Source organism: Streptomyces incarnatus (assembly GCF_001027185.1).
GTDB classification, from domain to species: domain Bacteria; phylum Actinomycetota; class Actinomycetes; order Streptomycetales; family Streptomycetaceae; genus Streptomyces; species Streptomyces puniciscabiei.
This window is the reverse complement of record NZ_CP011497.1, coordinates 69,352-83,990: the sequence shown is the minus strand read 5'-3', so window position 1 is coordinate 83,990 and position 14,639 is coordinate 69,352. Positions and strand designations below refer to the sequence as shown.

The 14,639-nt window shown below is 67.1% G+C and carries 12 protein-coding genes and 8 pseudogenes; 12 read left to right on the top strand and 8 right to left on the bottom strand.

Annotation, left to right across the window (positions count from 1 at the left end):
• The first annotated feature begins 226 nt into the window (after nt 1–226).
• On the top strand, nt 227–967 hold the full coding sequence (locus tag ABB07_RS00405) for an SDR family NAD(P)-dependent oxidoreductase (RefSeq protein ID WP_208896680.1): 741 nt from the start codon (nt 227–229) through the stop codon (nt 965–967).
• Between the two features lie 401 nt (nt 968–1,368).
• Here ABB07_RS00405 and ABB07_RS40360 read toward each other — a convergent pair.
• Nucleotides 1,369–1,499 (bottom strand): annotated as a pseudogene (locus tag ABB07_RS40360) (transposase); the annotation flags it as partial.
• A 118-nt stretch (nt 1,500–1,617) separates the two neighbouring features.
• Nucleotides 1,618–2,447, bottom strand: a pseudogene (locus ABB07_RS00395) (IS5 family transposase).
• A 118-nt stretch (nt 2,448–2,565) separates the two neighbouring features.
• Between ABB07_RS00395 and ABB07_RS00390 the strand changes: the two are divergent.
• The 4 genes and pseudogenes from ABB07_RS00390 to ABB07_RS00375 form a co-directional block, all read left to right on the top strand.
• Nucleotides 2,566–2,943, top strand: coding sequence for a hypothetical protein (locus ABB07_RS00390; RefSeq protein ID WP_244189709.1), 378 nt, complete (start codon nt 2,566–2,568; stop codon nt 2,941–2,943).
• Between the two features lie 577 nt (nt 2,944–3,520).
• The gene (locus ABB07_RS00385; protein WP_244189138.1) at nt 3,521–4,666 is read left to right on the top strand and encodes a cytochrome P450 family protein; all 1,146 of its coding nucleotides are present in this window, start codon (nt 3,521–3,523) and stop codon (nt 4,664–4,666) included.
• A 163-nt stretch (nt 4,667–4,829) separates the two neighbouring features.
• Nucleotides 4,830–5,639 carry a hypothetical protein gene (locus ABB07_RS00380; protein WP_208896678.1) on the top strand — a complete coding sequence of 270 codons (810 nt, stop codon included), beginning with the start codon at nt 4,830–4,832 and terminating at the stop codon, nt 5,637–5,639.
• A 355-nt stretch (nt 5,640–5,994) separates the two neighbouring features.
• Nucleotides 5,995–6,120 (top strand): annotated as a pseudogene (locus ABB07_RS00375) (IS5/IS1182 family transposase); the annotation flags it as partial.
• Nucleotides 6,121–6,324: 204 nt separating this feature from the next.
• Here the strand turns inward: ABB07_RS00375 and ABB07_RS00370 are convergent.
• Nucleotides 6,325–7,068 (bottom strand): cytochrome c-type biogenesis protein, encoded by a 744-nt coding sequence (locus tag ABB07_RS00370; RefSeq protein ID WP_208896677.1) that lies wholly within the window; start codon nt 7,066–7,068, stop codon nt 6,325–6,327.
• A gap of 213 nt (nt 7,069–7,281) precedes the next feature.
• Here ABB07_RS00370 and ABB07_RS00365 point away from each other — a divergent pair, with 213 nt between their 5' ends.
• Together ABB07_RS00365 and ABB07_RS00360 are read left to right on the top strand one after the other, a co-directional pair.
• Complete coding sequence (locus tag ABB07_RS00365; RefSeq protein WP_208896676.1) at nt 7,282–7,521, top strand: hypothetical protein; 240 nt, start codon at nt 7,282–7,284, stop codon at nt 7,519–7,521.
• Nucleotides 7,521–7,898 carry a fic family toxin-antitoxin system, toxin component gene (locus ABB07_RS00360; protein ID WP_208896675.1) on the top strand — a complete coding sequence of 126 codons (378 nt, stop codon included), beginning with the start codon at nt 7,521–7,523 and terminating at the stop codon, nt 7,896–7,898. Before ABB07_RS00365 ends, ABB07_RS00360 begins: the two co-directional genes overlap by 1 nt.
• Before the next feature lie 275 nt (nt 7,899–8,173).
• Here the strand turns inward: ABB07_RS00360 and ABB07_RS00355 are convergent, their stop codons facing one another.
• On the bottom strand, nt 8,174–8,647 hold the full coding sequence (locus ABB07_RS00355; RefSeq protein ID WP_208896674.1) for a LamG domain-containing protein: 474 nt from the start codon (nt 8,645–8,647) through the stop codon (nt 8,174–8,176).
• A 580-nt stretch (nt 8,648–9,227) separates the two neighbouring features.
• Here ABB07_RS00355 and ABB07_RS00350 point away from each other — a divergent pair.
• A pseudogene (locus ABB07_RS00350) lies at nt 9,228–9,662 on the top strand (MerR family transcriptional regulator); the annotation flags it as partial.
• Nucleotides 9,663–9,751: 89 nt separating this feature from the next.
• Here the strand turns inward: ABB07_RS00350 and ABB07_RS00345 are convergent.
• Nucleotides 9,752–10,340: pseudogene (locus ABB07_RS00345) on the bottom strand (ATP-binding protein); the annotation flags it as partial.
• Between ABB07_RS00345 and ABB07_RS40355 the strand changes: the two are divergent.
• Nucleotides 10,338–10,519, top strand: a pseudogene (locus tag ABB07_RS40355) (IS630 family transposase); the annotation flags it as partial. The pseudogenes ABB07_RS00345 and ABB07_RS40355 sit on opposite strands and share 3 nt — an antisense overlap.
• A 26-nt stretch (nt 10,520–10,545) precedes the next feature.
• Here ABB07_RS40355 and ABB07_RS00340 read toward each other — a convergent pair.
• Both ABB07_RS00340 and ABB07_RS00335 read right to left on the bottom strand, forming a co-directional pair.
• The gene (locus ABB07_RS00340; RefSeq protein ID WP_208896673.1) at nt 10,546–10,863 is read right to left on the bottom strand and encodes an Imm51 family immunity protein; all 318 of its coding nucleotides are present in this window, start codon (nt 10,861–10,863) and stop codon (nt 10,546–10,548) included.
• A 91-nt stretch (nt 10,864–10,954) separates the two neighbouring features.
• Complete coding sequence (locus tag ABB07_RS00335) at nt 10,955–11,788, bottom strand: hypothetical protein (protein WP_244189137.1); 834 nt, start codon at nt 11,786–11,788, stop codon at nt 10,955–10,957.
• Nucleotides 11,789–11,796: 8 nt separating this feature from the next.
• On the opposite strand from ABB07_RS00335, the gene ABB07_RS00330 reads away from it, so the two are divergent.
• The 3 genes and pseudogenes from ABB07_RS00330 (at nt 11,797) to ABB07_RS00320 (ending at nt 14,490) form a co-directional block, all read left to right on the top strand.
• Nucleotides 11,797–11,937 (top strand): hypothetical protein, encoded by a 141-nt coding sequence (locus tag ABB07_RS00330; protein WP_208903830.1) that lies wholly within the window; start codon nt 11,797–11,799, stop codon nt 11,935–11,937.
• A gap of 409 nt (nt 11,938–12,346) precedes the next feature.
• Nucleotides 12,347–13,460: pseudogene (locus tag ABB07_RS00325) on the top strand (IS630 family transposase); the annotation flags it as partial.
• A gap of 493 nt (nt 13,461–13,953) precedes the next feature.
• Nucleotides 13,954–14,490 carry a hypothetical protein gene (locus tag ABB07_RS00320; RefSeq protein ID WP_208896672.1) on the top strand — a complete coding sequence of 179 codons (537 nt, stop codon included), beginning with the start codon at nt 13,954–13,956 and terminating at the stop codon, nt 14,488–14,490.
• Here the strand turns inward: ABB07_RS00320 and ABB07_RS00315 are convergent.
• Nucleotides 14,447–14,639 (bottom strand): annotated as a pseudogene (locus ABB07_RS00315) (IS5 family transposase); the annotation flags it as partial. The gene ABB07_RS00320 and the pseudogene ABB07_RS00315 sit on opposite strands and share 44 nt — an antisense overlap.

The following is a 14,639-nucleotide window of genomic DNA, read 5'->3' as shown; positions in this document are numbered from 1 at the left end:
GACGGATGGCACGCGCCCTTGTCCCGGGGCACGGAAGCGACGGAGTCGCCCCGGATGCACTGAGGTCGCAGGCCATCGAGGAGTGAGGGCGCCATCGGGCCTCTCTGCCCGGATTCGCCCACTTCTTCAGAAGTTAATTCCGTATAGTGAAATACTAATTCCGCATTCCGATAGATTGGGTTCCACGCCTCGAACACGTCAACGATCAATCTCATAAGGCGCGGGCATGAGCGAGCGCCGCGTGGCCCTCATCACCGGTTCGTCGTCCGGGATCGGAGCCGCCGTCGCCCGGCGGCTGGCCGCCGACGGCATACGCATCGTCGTCAACTCTGCGCGCAGCGCTGTCGCGGGCAAGGAACTCGCGGCTGAACTGCCCGACGCCGTCTACGTGCAGGGAGACGTCGCCGACCCCGCGGACGCCCGGCGGATCGTCCAGAGCGCGGTCGACGCCTACGGGAGCCTGGACATCCTGGTCAACAACGCCGGCGCCACCCGCTTCATCCCCCTGGACGACGTCCAGGCCGCCGACGCCGCCGCATGGCGCGGGATCTTCGACGTCAACCTCTTCGGCGTCTGGCAACTGACCACTGCCGCCGTGCCGCACCTTCAGCAGTCGGACGCTGCCGTGATCGTCAACATCTCCTCGGTCTCCGCCACCCGAGCCCTTGGCAGCTCCATCCCCTACGCCGTCAGCAAGGCCGCCCTCAACCACCTGACCCGCCTGCTCGCCACCCAACTCGGCCCCCGCATCCGGGTCAACGCCATCGCCCCCGGCCTCATCGACACACCCTGGTACGACGAGGCCGAGCAGGTCTGGGAGACGTCCCGCGACTGGGTCACGGCCAACACGCCCCTGCGCCGTGTCGGTTCGCCGGAGGACGTGGCCGAGGCCGTCCACTACCTCACCAAGGCTGCGTACACCACCGGCGATGTCCTCACCGTGGACGGCGGCCGCCACGTCGTCTGAGCTTGTTCCTTAACCTCGGGCCCGGTCGGATGGTCGCTCTTTGGAGTGATCGCAGGGTATGAGGGCGGCCTTCCTCGTGATCCTGAACTCTGCGACAGAGTAGGGGCGTTCACCAGGAAGGCTGTGGGATGAGTGTGCTGCCGCAGGTCGGTGGACGGGATGCATTCGCCGAACTGTCACGCTTTCGGACGGCCTTCTACAGCTGCTTGTCCGCACGGGCTGACGCGTTCTTCGAACTGACCGACGCACTGTTGTGCACGGACGGACCGACCAGGGCACCCGTCGAACTGTTGCTGCTGGCCGAGCAACAGCGGGGCTACGGCTCGCCGTACGGCGCCGTGAACCGTGGGCGCCTCGACATCGACGCCCTGCATGACCTGCTGATGTCGCTACGTCTTCTGTCGGTTGACGTAGAGAATCGCGTTGACGATCTCCCGCAGTCGTGCACACGGGCCGCCGTGCCGGGGCCGGCCCGTTTCGCCCTCCAGGCGGTGAACACCGGCTCGATCAAGGCCCAGCGGGCATCGGACACGTCACTGCGCTACGGGCGGCGAGCACTCACACTCCGTGCAACGACCGTCAACGCCACCCATCACAAAAACATCCCAGAACACCAACCATCTAGATCAGATGCCCTCTTATTGAGAGTTTCAGAATGCGGTGCGTAGCCATCTCAAGCAGATGATGGCGCAGGCGAGTTGGAGGAGTCCCTGGTGGAATTCGGCGCGTATCTCGAAGCGGATGCGCAGGCGCTTGAACTGGTGCAGCCACGCAAAGGTTCTCTCTACCACCCAACGGGACTTGCCCAGGCCGGAGCCGTGCCGGGCGCCGCGTCAGGCGATCTTCGGCATGATGCCGCGGACCCACAGGAGTCGGCGGTACTTACGGAAGCCATAGCCTCGGTCGCCGTACAGGCACTTCGGCTTGTGGCGCGGACGGCCACGCCGGCCTCGGATGCGCGGAATCGCGTCCAGAGCGGGATGAGCCGGGTGACGTCGTGCCGGTTGCCACCGGTCAGCGAGACGGCAAGCGGGGTGCCATGGCGGTCGACGATCACATGGTGCTTGCTGCCGGGACGGCCGCGGTCGACCGGCGAAGGCCCAGTGTGCGCCCCCCTTTGAGCGCCCTGACGTGCGAGCCGTCGATCGCGCAGTCGTCCATGTCCAGCAGGCCGACACGTCGCAGCTCGACGAGCAGGGCCTCATGCAGGCGGGGCCATACCCCGGCCTCGGCCCAGTCCCGCAGTCGCCGCCAGCAGGTGACTGCGGAGCAGCCGATCCGTTCGGACGGGACGTCTGCCCAGGACACGCCCTTGCGCAGGACATACACGATCCCGGCCGGCGCGGTACGGTCGTCGACCGGCTTCCGTCCGGGAAACCGGTGCCGCCGCGGCGGCCGGGTTCGGAATCAGCGGGGCTATCCGCTCCCACAGGTCATCGGGTACGAGATCGCTGTTTTCGCCGGCAGCGTGCCAGAACAAAGCGGTTGAGGAGGCCGAATCGGCCCGGCACACTCGCCCGACGAGCCACAGCACAACGCCGGGCAGCTGGGACGGACCCTGGTACCGGGTCCACACAGAGCAGTTCGAGGCCGCGTTTCTGCCGAGTGCCGGCGAAGACTTGGAGTCCGTGGACAACGTCGAGTTCTTCGTGGACCTCAAGGACGGCTCCCGGTGGAGCGCGACCATCATCACCCTCGCCCGGGTCGAGATCCTCATGAAGCGATGGGCCGCCAGTGGGGAACCCCTCGCAGGCCGCTACTTCTGGTGCTCGGACGGGCTCATCGTCCGCGATGCCGGCATCAGCAACATGATCCAGATCCTCGCTGGTCTGATCCAGAACGGCGAGTTCACACAGATCCTTCAACGCCTCGACGGCTGCCTAGCCAGATCGTCTCATTCTGAAACGATCAGTAAGGGGGGACCCTGCCGCTCTTACCACCCGTCGCACCCAGGGCGGCCTTGGACACCCAAGTGATCAAACCGGACAGGCCACGAGAACGACGCGACCGCGGCGGCGGAGCGCCCCGCGGTCCCCAGGAGCCAGTCCTGACCAACGGCCTTCACACCAAGATCAGTTGCGGGACAACCCTTGTACAACACCGTGCCCGTGCTGGAGCGGGGTGTCCTGACTCAACCCGCAGCCGATGCCTGCGATGTCGTTTTGGCCAAGCTCACCGCCGGGCTTCTGGACGAACTCTCCATGCCGGTCACCAAGGGCGCCGCCCCGACACCGTCGCCCACAAGTGGCTTTCTGCCGACGGACCGCCGTCAACCTCGATTCATATCCCGGCCAACCGGCCACAGGCGGAATCGCCACGCCGTCGACTACACAGCACAATCGCAATGCAGCGCCCAGCGCCTGCCGACGTGACCAGTCCGTCCACGCTGGTCGCATCTGCCGGCCAGGTCGCAGACCGAGGCCATCGGCAAACCACTGCACACCAACGAGAGGCAGTCAGTTGCCAACCGACGATCCGTACGTTCTCGACCCGGCAGGTCACGACATACGCGCGGAAGGCGCCCAACTCCGTGCCCGCGGTCCCGTCACGAAAGTGATCCTTCCCGGTGACGTCCCGGCGTGGTCGATCAGCAGCCACACTCTGCTCGAGCAACTCCTGACCGATCCGCGGGTATCGAAAGACCCCCGTCAGCACTGGCCCCGATTCATCGCCGGCAAGATCACGCCCGAGTGGCCGCTGTACGCCTGGGTGTCCGTCACCAACATGTTCACCGCCTATGGGAGCGACCACCGCAGGCTCCGCAGACTGGTGACGCCGGCTTTCACCGCCCGCAGAACGGCCCAGCTGCTCCCTCGGGTCGAGCGCATAGTGGCGAGTGTCCTGGATGATCTGCCTGGTGCCGTGATCGACGGCGTGGTTGACCTGCGACAGCACTTCGCATACGTGATTCCGACGCTGGTGATCACGGAGCTCATGGGCGTCCCCGAGGGCTCCATCGCGGTCGGCATCCGCGCCTGCATCGACAACATCTTCAACACGGGACTCGGCCCAGAGGACGCTGCCGCCAACCACCACGCCACCTACCACCTGCTCAACGACCTGATCGACTACCGCAGGAGGAAACCGGGGAACGACCTGACGAGCTACCTGATCGCCTCTGGCGACAGCAACGAGTCACTGACTGAGACCGAAGTTGTCGACACGCTCCTGCTGATCATCGCTGCCGGCCACGAGACGACCGTGAACCTTCTCGACAACGCCGTCTATGCGCTGCTGACCTCGCCCGACCAGCTCCACCTGGTCCGCACCGGCAAAGTCACCTGGACCGATGTCATCGAAGAGAGCCTGCGCGTCGACGCGCCCGTGGCCCACCTGCCTCTGCGCTATGCCGTCGAGGACATCACCGTCGCGGGCACGACCATCCTGAAGGGGGACGCCATCCTGGCGTCCTACGCAGCCGCCGGCCAGGACCCCGAGCACCACGGCCCGTCAGCAGGTGTCTTCGACGCGACCCGCGAGATCAAGGACCATCTTGCCTTCGGCTACGGCGTTCACTACTGCCTGGGCGCACCGCTCGCCCGCATGGAGGCGGCCACTGCTCTCCCGACCCTGTTCCAGCGCTTCCCTTCCCTTGCACTGGCCCGATCCGCCGCCCGTATCGAGCCGGTTCCTTCCCTCATCTCCAACGGACACCGGAGTCTGCCTGCGACCCTGGATCCTGTCGAGGCGGGAACGTAGGGGACGGCTCACCGTCCCTGCGGGCGGGACGGACCCCCGCCGCCTGGGCCGGTCGGACATCGTCGCCTTCCTCCACCGGCAGGCGTTCCTGCAGCAGGAGGGCGCCCTGTCCGCGGACGGCCGCTACAAGAGGATCACCAAGTTCCGCCAGGTCCTGCGCCGCATGCGTCGTTCTCTGGGGCTGACGGACCCCGGCCAGCCGCTGGACGGGCTGCCCGGTGACGTGGTCCTCAGAGAAGAGGACATCCCGGACGAGGCCGAGGACTCCGAGGCCGGCAAGGACCTCCCGCAGGAGGTCATGCGGCAGCGCTGCTCCCAGCTGGACGCGCTCGATGCCATCGCGCCCCCGCACATCAGGATCGCGGTGGAACTGATCATCAACACGGGGCGCCTGCCTCAGGAGGTCAGTTATCTGCGCTGGGACTGCCTCTATGCCGATGAAGACGGCCAGCCGTCCTCATCCACGACCCTACAAGTCCCACCGCCTGCGCCGGCGCCTGCCCATCGCCACGGCGACCGCCGCACTGATCACCCGGCAGCAGGAAACTGTGCGACGGCGCTTCCCGAACACTCCCACGAAGGACCTGGCGCTGCTGCCACGCAGATGCGCAACCCCCACGGCATCAAGACGATCAGCGAGGCCCTGCTCACCCAGTCGCACCGCACCTGGGTCAACGGACCGCCCGACCTCTACCTCAACGTCGTCGTGGAAACCGACGGGCGGCGCACAAACCAGCAGATCCCTTTCGACAAGGCACGCGTCTTCCTCTACGCCTACCGTCACAGCTACGCCCAGCGGCACGCTGGCGCCGGCGTCGCACCCGACGTGCTCAAGGAGCTCATGGACCACCGCCAGCTCAGCACGACACAGGGCTATTACCGGGTGGGCCAGCAACGACGGCGGGAGGCCATCGAGCGGGTCACGGCCACGCAGTTCGACCGGCACGGCCGCCGGATCTGGCGGCAGGCCTAACGACCTCGTGAACGGTTGGCCGTGGCTCGGCGCCCAGCTAAAGCCTGTCCCGCTCTGGCGTGCTGTTCCGGACGTAGGGTGTGACGTGCTCTGCCCCGTTGGCAGGACTATGAAGGAGTGCGTCGTTGGACCGGAACCCCACCTGTTGCTTCTGCTGGCTCGTCGTGGATCTCGAGCAGGACCAAGTTGCGAATGAGCTCCGGCTTGGTCCTGCGCACTCCAGCAACGTCCGGCAGCTTGTGTTCTCCCACTCAAGCTGTCTGCGCGAGCGCGTCCACAAGAACATGGACTTGTGGTGGGAGTCGTGACGGTGGGGGTCAGCCCACGCCTGTGACCGTGCTGGGATGATCTCGGTGTGGCTGGTGTGATCACGGCGTCGCAGCCGTCTTGGATAGGCCCGTTCACCGGGCTGAGCCCGCGCTGCTTCGCCAAGCTCGTGACCGCCCTGCGCCGTGAGGGAGCGGACCTAGTCCGTCGAGGCCTGGGTCCGACTTCTTGCGCGAGACGCTGTGCTGGTCGCGGTAGCGGCCGGCGGCCATCGGGTTGATCGCGAACACCTTGGCTTCCGGACGGCTGGAGGCGTCACCATCGTGGGGCTTGCGGGCCCACCTTGGGGGATTGAGCGCCGGCATCCTCGTCTACCGCGCGCCGGAAACTTCACTCGGCGCGATGACCGTCCTGTCTCTCAGTGTTCGGCGGCTGCCCGGAATTCCTGGGTCAAGGAAGCGATCTGCTGGATGTTGAGGCCACTGGTCACGTTGGTCAGGAGTCCGCCGATGGTCCCGGAGTCGGTCCAGCCGCAGAGCACGACGTTGTTCTTGCCGCACTGCATCTTTCCGCCGGCCGAGCCCGGATTGAAATCCTTGGCGTCGGTGATGTGTGCTCCGGCCATGAGATCGGTGTTCTCGTAGGCAGCCGAGTGCTGGGCGAGCTCCTGCGCGAGCTGTGGGTCGGTGGTGCTGGTGTCACTGAAGACCTCCAGCACGGGCTGAGTGGGCTTGCTTGCGGTGGTGTAGAAGACGACGGCGTAGTGTTTGGGCAGCTTCCCGGCCATCTGGGCGTTGAGCCGGTCCGCTTGCGCGCCGGTCATCAGCCTGTAGCTGCTGAGGGTGGCCGGCGGGGTGACGGTGAGATTCGTGGGTCCCTTGGATGCGGCGCTGCCGAAGTCGTCGGACCGGTGCATGTAGGGCGCAGCCATCGCCGTGGCAGCCACGACAATGACCACAGTGCCGATGACGACTCGACGGGTTCGCTCCCGCGCGAGCTTGGCGGTGGCGTCCAGGTCCTCGGGGATCGTGACAGGTTTGGGCTGACGCCACTTGCGGGTCGCCGTCCAGAGGATGACGAGGGCGATGGCAGCCAGGATAAACGGGGCAAGGACTTGTCCCGCCTGGTAGGCATCCGAATGTGTGTCGACAGCGGCAAACATGGATCGAGAGCCTATGAGGCCCGAATGGGCATGTCCATGCCGTCATGATTTCGATCCGCTACCGATCATGTTGGGATCGTTGCTGTAACCGATGTTCAGCCTGGCCGGACGGCTACGCCCGTCTACGCCACCCACGGGGGCGGGTCCCGGCCGGTGCCGCGGCTCACCGGACGGACGCCCGCACAGTGCGGTAACAACTGTTACCATGCGGGTATGGCGAAGATACAGCTGGGCGCGCGTGTGGATGAGGACGTTGCGGAGCTCGCGAGGAAGCGTGCCGCTGACCTAGGGCTGAGTATCGGGGAATACCTCGCCAGGCTGGTTCAGGACGACGCCAGCGGGCTGCGTGCCCGCGCGGTGGACGCGGCCGCCCGGTTCCTGGCCGAACACCAGGCTGTCTTCGACGAGGCCGAGGAAGCGCAGCAGGCTCCGCGGGGGGCGCGTGCAGCCTGATGGATCTGCACATCGACGTTCCCTGGATTCTGCAGGTCGCTGAGGCCGCCGGGGTGAACGATCCGGCCCCTGACGACTATGGCGTTCCCGTGTCGGCTGTGGCCCGCCACCGGGCAGAGCTGTTCGAGCAGCCCGTCTACGACGGCCCCTACGCTAAGGCCGCCGCCTTGGTGCACACTCTGGGCCGGTGCCGCTGGCTGGAGCGTTCCAACCTCGCCGTCGCCGCTGCCTGCGGGGTGATGTACCTCGAAGCCGCCGGGATCCCCGTCAAGCCTGCCCGCGAGGATGCGGTTGCCCTGAAGGATCTGCTCCTCGACCCCGCCTGCACGGCCGGGAAGATCGCCGCTCTGCTGCGGACCTGGCCCACCACCACCTGACGAGACTGCGGGCCGGGACGCGAGTGCCTGCGCGCCGAAGCTTCGCACTTGTGGTCTCCGACCGGGGCCTGGGCCAGGCTGAACCGAATCGCGGCGAAGATGACGCGCCCGCGGAAGCAGTAGTTGGCAGGGGCAGACCATAAACACTTGCTCGAACCTCCGAAGTGGGCATCGTTTCGCCCCAGGACCGGTGAAACCGCTGCCGGCTGGCGAGCGGGTGTCGGCATGCGGGCCCCGGCTATGGGAGAGCCAGGGCCCGCACGGCGCGTGGTTGCTCAGCTGAGTTGTGTGTAGGGGGTCTGGTCGTAGTCGAGTGCGCTGATCTCGGATGGGGGCAGCGCGGTGCCATAGAGCTGGACGTTGCTGATGTCGGCGTTGGCGTATTCGCCGTAGGTGCCCTGGTAGAGGCGGCGGCCGATCTGGACGGGGCCGGTGGCGGGCCAGGGGGTGCCGGCGAAGGTTTTGGTCGCGGTGAGGGTTCCGTTGACGTAGAGGTTGAGGGTGTTGGTCGGGCCGTCGTAGACGCCGACGAGGTGGGTCCATGTGCCGGTGGTGGCTTTGGAGCCGTAGACGGCGGTGGTGTCGTCGTTGCGGCGGCTGAAGGCCCATTTCTGGGAGCCGGAGGAGTAGCGATCGGCACCTCGGGGGTGGCCGCCGACGTCATCAACGCTCTCCTCGAGTGCCCGTGTCGCAGCGGCGGCGATCCGGGCCCGGGTCGCCGCCCTGGTCGACGTCGCCCTGGCGGCCATCGACGTCGTCGCGACGGTGTTCGTGATGAATCACGGGGGCCGGTTCCACCGTCGGCATCTGCTCGCCGAGAAGCCCGCCGTCACCTGACTCTCGTCCTGCGCGGCCGCCGCCGCGAGCCGGGCCTGGACGAGCGAATCGTGGACGCCGCCATGGCCACGTACTGCGTGGACATCAGCGAGCCGAAGACGCTGCGTGGCCTGCTGCCCGCCTACCGCCCCTACACCGCCCGCTGGTCCCTGGTCGACCTCCAACCCGCCCGCCGCCCGCCGGCCACCCTCCCGGAAGCGGACCGGGAGCCCCCGGCCGACCCGGGCACACCGGCCGCGCCCCGGCTCTCGGACCTGGAGCCGGGGGAGAGGGAGATCCCCCGCGTCCCGTTGCAGTACGAGCGGGCCGTCCTCGCCGGCGCGGTGCTCCGCGAGAGGCTGCACACCACCGTCACCGCCGCGAGGGGCCGGGCGTACGACGTCGTCGCACACCAGAAGGCGGCGATGCCCGAGCAACTGCTCGCGCCCCCGGCCGTTGATCCCGAGCACGACGACCAGGAGCCGGAGGCCGGACCCCCGGGAGGCGATCGACCTGACGGCGCTACGGGCCTTGAGGGAGTCCCGCATGGACGTGGAAGCTCTCGATCTCACAGACGAGAAGCTGCGCCACCTGAAGGACCGGTTCTGGCTCACCCGCGACTACCTGCCCGAGTTCGCCGCCGTCCTCGCGGAGTTTCCCTCGCTTGCTGGGATGGCCGACGCGATCGGCGCCCGCGTTGAGCCGGTGCCCATCCCGTGGGACTGCGCTGACGGCCTGTTCGAGGCGTACTGGCGCCGACCGGGGGCGTATCTGCAGGATCACGTGCGCCGTGCGATGTCGGTGTGGACGAGGGTCGGACCGCAGGCCGAGCAGCGGGCGGTGCGAAGCCTCAGCGACGACCTCGACTCCGGCCGGTGGGCCGAGCGCAACAGCGACCTCGCCGACCTCGACGCGGCAGATCTCGGCCTCCGCCTGCTCATCGCTTGACCCGCGTCGCAGGTTCAACCTCATGGCGGCTCCTGGACGGCCCGCTGGTTCGGTCGGTTGTCAGGCGGCCCCTCCCGTGTGACGCCCGGTCAGCTGGCCTGGGCTTGTGCGGCTTGGGCCTTGGGGTGGGCGATGCGGTAGGACTCGGTGCCGGTCCGGATGATGGCGCCGTTGAAGGTCAGCCGGTCGACGATGGCCGCGCATGCCGGGAATCGGTGAACGTCTTCGTCCACCCGCTAAAACCGTCGCTCGAAGCGACGGCGATTCTGATCTTTTCCTCGCGCTCCGTCAGAACGAAACAGCAGCTCAGCGCCCCTGCGGTCAGGCTCCATGTATCGGAGTTCATCAATGCACAAAAGATCGACACGGCCGTAACGGGCGATCGTCTTCGACAACTGCTTCTCGTCCGCGGCCTCGACCAGCTCGTTGACGAGCTTGGTGGCTAGCACGTAGCGGACGCGGAAGCCGTGCATCGCAGCCTCAGGGCCCAGGGCGATCAGCAGGTGGGACTTGCCGGTGCCGGAGTCGCAGATCAGGCAGAGCGGCTCTCCCTTCTTGACCCATTCGCAGGTCGCGGAAGGTGTTGACGGTGGCCGGGTCGATGTTGGGATTGGCGTCGAAGTCGCACGCCCTCAGGCTCTTGTCCCTGAGGAAGGAGGCGGCCTTGATCCGGCCCTCGCCAACTCCCACCACCCGAACCACACTGTCCAGACCAGGGCCCTGCACGCCTACCTTCGCTGGCGCCACAAGAACGCCCGCCACCCGACGTTTTCGCCGCCCAACGACGCGAACGCGCCCGCATCCGCAGCGAGAAACACATACGCTGGGGCGGCAGACCTCTCCAGCTTGCGCCCTGAACCGGACAGACCTGCTGGTCACAGCATTAGTCGTCGAACTCGAAGCCTGCCATATCAGCACTGGCAACAATCTCGCGAACTACGCTGGGGCTCGAGATCACGGGCTCAAGGGCAGTCTTGAGCCACGCGAGGTCATTCAAGCTCCCGAGCGCACAGAACATACCGCCCTCGCTGTCGAAATCGAGGCGCTCAGCAAGATCCGGCCAGGCGAACTGCACAAGACCTTCCCAGAAGTACCCATTCGGCTCGTGTCCGGCGGCAACTACTGCAGCATCAGCGGCCAGGCCACCGGTAGCGAGCGTCAGCGAGTGCTCACCGTCAAAGTCATGCAGTGTGATAGTCACGGCGCGATCTTCCCACGCCCAGTGCGCAGGCTGCCCAGCCCATCAACCTGCTTGTCCGTTCCCAGCCCGGCGAACCTTCCCGGTCACAGCACTAGCCGAGCTTCCGCAGCACCTCGGCGATGGTGGCCCGGTACGTCCGCAGCGCCTGGAGCCCGGCGGCGTAGCGGTCACGGTGCCTGGTGATGTCCGCGGCCTGTTTCCGCGCCTGGACAGCGTGCCAGATCTCGGCCGTATGGTGGCGGCGCTTGCAGGTGACGTCTGCGGCGGCGGTGGCCCGCTCCCGCGGCGTATGCCGGGTGTTGCCGTCACTGCCCCGCTGCCAGGCAGTGTCCGTGTACGCCGCCTGGGGGTCGGGATAGCGCGTGAATCCTTGTTCTGCCACACAGCGGGACCACACATCCCACGCCTTACGGAGGCGCGGATCGTGATTGACGGCCTTGTCGACCTCGATCGTCCGTGTACTTGCGTAGAGCCAGTCGCGCTTGACGTCGATGCCGCGCATCAGCCGCCGGCTCGACTCCGCGTTGCAGGCGGGGAAGTCTGCGTACTCGGCGTTAGTCATCCGGCGGCCCTTCGGTCGAAGAGCCCGGGACTTTGCCGGGTCCCAGCCGTAGCCCCAGCGGTGGGCGGCGGTGAGATCCAGGGCACCGTAGTCGGTGCTTACCGCAGTGGCGACGATGGGATCGCTGGGGTAGCGGGGGTCGAGCGGGAAGGCCGGGTGGCCGTGCTCCGCCATGCACTGCCGGACCAGCAACGCCAATGCCTGCCGCGATCGCTGGTAGTCCTGCGGCGTGAGTTCGTAGCGGTCGGCTGGGAGGGGGCCAAGGTCCGACGCCGTACGGATGACGTCCGGCCGTCCGAGACCGGAGGCACACAGCGCAGCCAGCACCGCCACGACGCCCAGTCGCCACCCCCGCATTGTCATGTGCAGGGATGGTAACGGTCTTTTGGCTTGCCGGCAGCCGACGCCTGCATCGCCGCTACGAACGCAAAGCCGAGCACTTCCTCGCCTTCGTCGGCATCACCGCAGCCCTCATCGGCTACGGCCGATTAGCCACCGTACTCAGGGCCTGAGTCCGTTTTGCTGCACGCCGAAGCAGACCAGCCCCATCGAATCTGCCAGGTCTGCCGCGTAGGCTGAGGTTTCCTCGGCCCTGCTCCAGCCCATCCCGAAGCAGATGGGCGGACCACTTGCACTGTCGATCAGAGGCCCTACTGACCGGGGCGAGGTCTCTTCCTTGTCCTCGGTGATGTCGCACCATCGCTCAAGAAGTGCGGTGACGTAGGCCGCGATGCGTTCGGGCGGAGGCTCCTGGGTCTCACCGTCGAGATAGCGGTCGTACAGGTCGTCGAAGACCCGGCCGGCGATCTTGTTGTTCGCCGGCCGCTCGCCTTCCTAGTGCCGCATCAAGCAACGTTCGCCCTGTAGGACGCGCTGTCCGGCTGGTGATCCGGGCGGCGTGGTGTGCGTCATGCCGGGCGGGTGGCTGAGCGTGTACGGGGCCGCGAGATCGATGACGACGAGGGACGGCGGCTGCTGCGGATCGTCCGCCGAGGCACCGGATCGGTGGTGACCTGACGGCGGGCCCAACTGGTGCTCTTATCAGTGCAGGCTATGGACGTGGCGAAGATTGCCGAGGTGGCGTTCACCAGCCCCGACCGGGTCCGGTACATGATCCATAACTTCAACGCCGATGGCTTTACCTCGCTCTACCCGAAGTACAAGGGCGGCCGGCCCAAGACGTTCACCTTGCCCGAACGCCGCGAGATCAAGAAGATCGCCAAGTCCAAGCGTCGAGCACGGCCTCCCGTTCTCGACCTGGAGCCTGGTCAAACTGGCCGACTTCCTGGTCGCCGAGGGGGTGGTCGACGACATCAGCCACGAGGGCCTGCGCATCCTGCTCCGCGAGGAAGGCGTCACTTTTCAACGCCTGAAGACCTGGAAGACCTCCCGCGACCCCGACTGCGCGGTCAAGAAGGCCCGCGTCGAGCACCTCTACGCCATCGCCGACGGCGAGGTCCGGCCTGAGCCGGGCGAACCCGAAGTTGTGTTCTGCCTGGACGAATTCGGGCCGCTCAACCTCCAGCCCCACCCCGGCCGCCAGTGGGCCGCACGTGGCGGCAGGCACAAGGAATCCGACCGCGAACCGCGCCCGCGACGCCGCGCGATCTACACCCGCCCGCATGGGGTCCGGCACCTGTTCGCCGCCTACGACTTGGGCAAAGACCAGCTATACGGCCACATCAAGAAGACCAAGAACTGCTCCGAGTTCCTGGAGTTCTGCCGCTATCTGCGCTCCCTCCACCCCGTCGGCAAGCGCATCGCGGTCATCTGCGACAACTACTCCCCGCATATGACCACCAACCGCTGCCACCGTGTCGCCGACTGGGCCGAGGCCAACAACGTCGAGATCGTCTACACCCCGACCAACAGCTCCTGGCTCAACCGCATCGAGGCCCAGTTCACCGCCCTGCGCTACTTCGCCCTCGACGGCACCCGACCATCCCACCCACAAGGTCCAGGGCAGCACATCTGGCGGAACAAGAACGCTGTCGACAAGCGCCTCAAAGCCCTCGTGAACAGGGTCAATGCAGCCTGCCTGCACGTCACCACCGGTGCAGGAAGCTCCGGACGTCGTCATAGCCGTCCAGGGCTCTACCGTCCACCTCCGTCGGGTCCGCCTCGGCCCGCGCCGCCAGCGCCTCCGCCAGTGCCAGGGCTTCATCACTGAGACGCCCGAAGCGTCGGGCGGCGTGTCCCAGGCACAGGCCGGCCAGCCCGAGCAGCGGACTTCCCGGCACAGCCCGCGTCCCGATCTGCAGGCACCAGTGCTCGACGAACTCCGCGTCGTCGTCGTTCAACGCGGTCCCGACCAGGACACTCGCCGCCTCGCCCTCAGCCGAGCGGTCGAGCAGAGCCCGCTCCAACATCTGGACCACGACCTCGTGAGGCAGCGCAGGAGGGTTCTCGAAGCTTAGTGGCTGTTGTCGTTCCGAATCTGAGGGCGGCGTTTTCGCTGGTCAGGCATAGCGTGGGTGACTCGGTGGGAGTGGTGGCGTGTCGTGTTGTCGCTCCTCGGGAGGTTGCGGATGCCGTCGGTCGTCGGACTGCTGGAAGAGCACGAGCTCGCTGCTCGCCGTCGAGTCGACGGGCTGCGGGAGGAAGCCGATCGCATCCAGGCCGAGCTGGCCGCGGCCGAGCAGGAATGGCAGGAGTGGGCGATCGCCCGCAGACGAGTGGGCACCGTCCTAGCTACGGACGACGGCAACATCGCTGATCAGAAGGCCGCTCCCGGCCCACAGAACACGGACACGCTCTCAGGGGCCAGGCAGGCGGCAAAACCGAAGTCGCAGGTGCCGGTATGGCGTGAGGGGCTGGACTGGTCGGTGCTGTCGGTGGACTATCAGCGCATCCTCGCGGCCCTCGCGGACCGGCACCGGCTCCATCAAGGCCCGCTGAGCTGCCAGGAGTTGGCCGTGATGTTCGGCCTGGACGCGGTGCCGGCCAAGGTAGAAGCGCTGCGGTCGAAGGCGAAACGCCTGGTCGCGCGGGGCTGGCTGGCCGAGCGGCAGCCGGGCCGGTTCACCCTCGCCCAGGGCCCGGCCGGGCAAGGCGGCGCGTCATGAGCAGGGTCATCGACCAGTAGACCATCGCCTCGGCGCTGGCGGTGCGGCGTTCGAAGTCACGCACCAGACGACGGGTGCGCATCAGGTGGGCGAAGAACCGCTCGACGATCCACCGCTTGGGCAGCACCACGAAGCCGCGCATGTCGTCC

Bases quoted from the DNA above. Each gene is read 5' to 3' on its own strand.
- ABB07_RS00405 (WP_208896680.1), top strand. From the start codon at position 227: ATGAGCGAGCGCCGCGTGGCCCTCATCACCGGTTCGTCGTCCGGGATC.
- ABB07_RS00380 (WP_208896678.1), top strand. From the start codon at position 4,830: ATGCGTCGTTCTCTGGGGCTGACGGACCCCGGCCAGCCGCTGGACGGG.
- ABB07_RS00370 (WP_208896677.1), bottom strand. From the start codon at position 7,068: ATGTTTGCCGCTGTCGACACACATTCGGATGCCTACCAGGCGGGACAA.
- ABB07_RS00365 (WP_208896676.1), top strand. From the start codon at position 7,282: ATGGCGAAGATACAGCTGGGCGCGCGTGTGGATGAGGACGTTGCGGAG.
- ABB07_RS00360 (WP_208896675.1), top strand. From the start codon at position 7,521: ATGGATCTGCACATCGACGTTCCCTGGATTCTGCAGGTCGCTGAGGCC.
- ABB07_RS00355 (WP_208896674.1), bottom strand. From the start codon at position 8,647: ATGGCCGCCAGGGCGACGTCGACCAGGGCGGCGACCCGGGCCCGGATC.
- ABB07_RS00335 (WP_244189137.1), bottom strand. From the start codon at position 11,788: ATGACAATGCGGGGGTGGCGACTGGGCGTCGTGGCGGTGCTGGCTGCG.
- ABB07_RS00330 (WP_208903830.1), top strand. From the start codon at position 11,797: ATGGTAACGGTCTTTTGGCTTGCCGGCAGCCGACGCCTGCATCGCCGC.
- ABB07_RS00320 (WP_208896672.1), top strand. From the start codon at position 13,954: ATGCCGTCGGTCGTCGGACTGCTGGAAGAGCACGAGCTCGCTGCTCGC.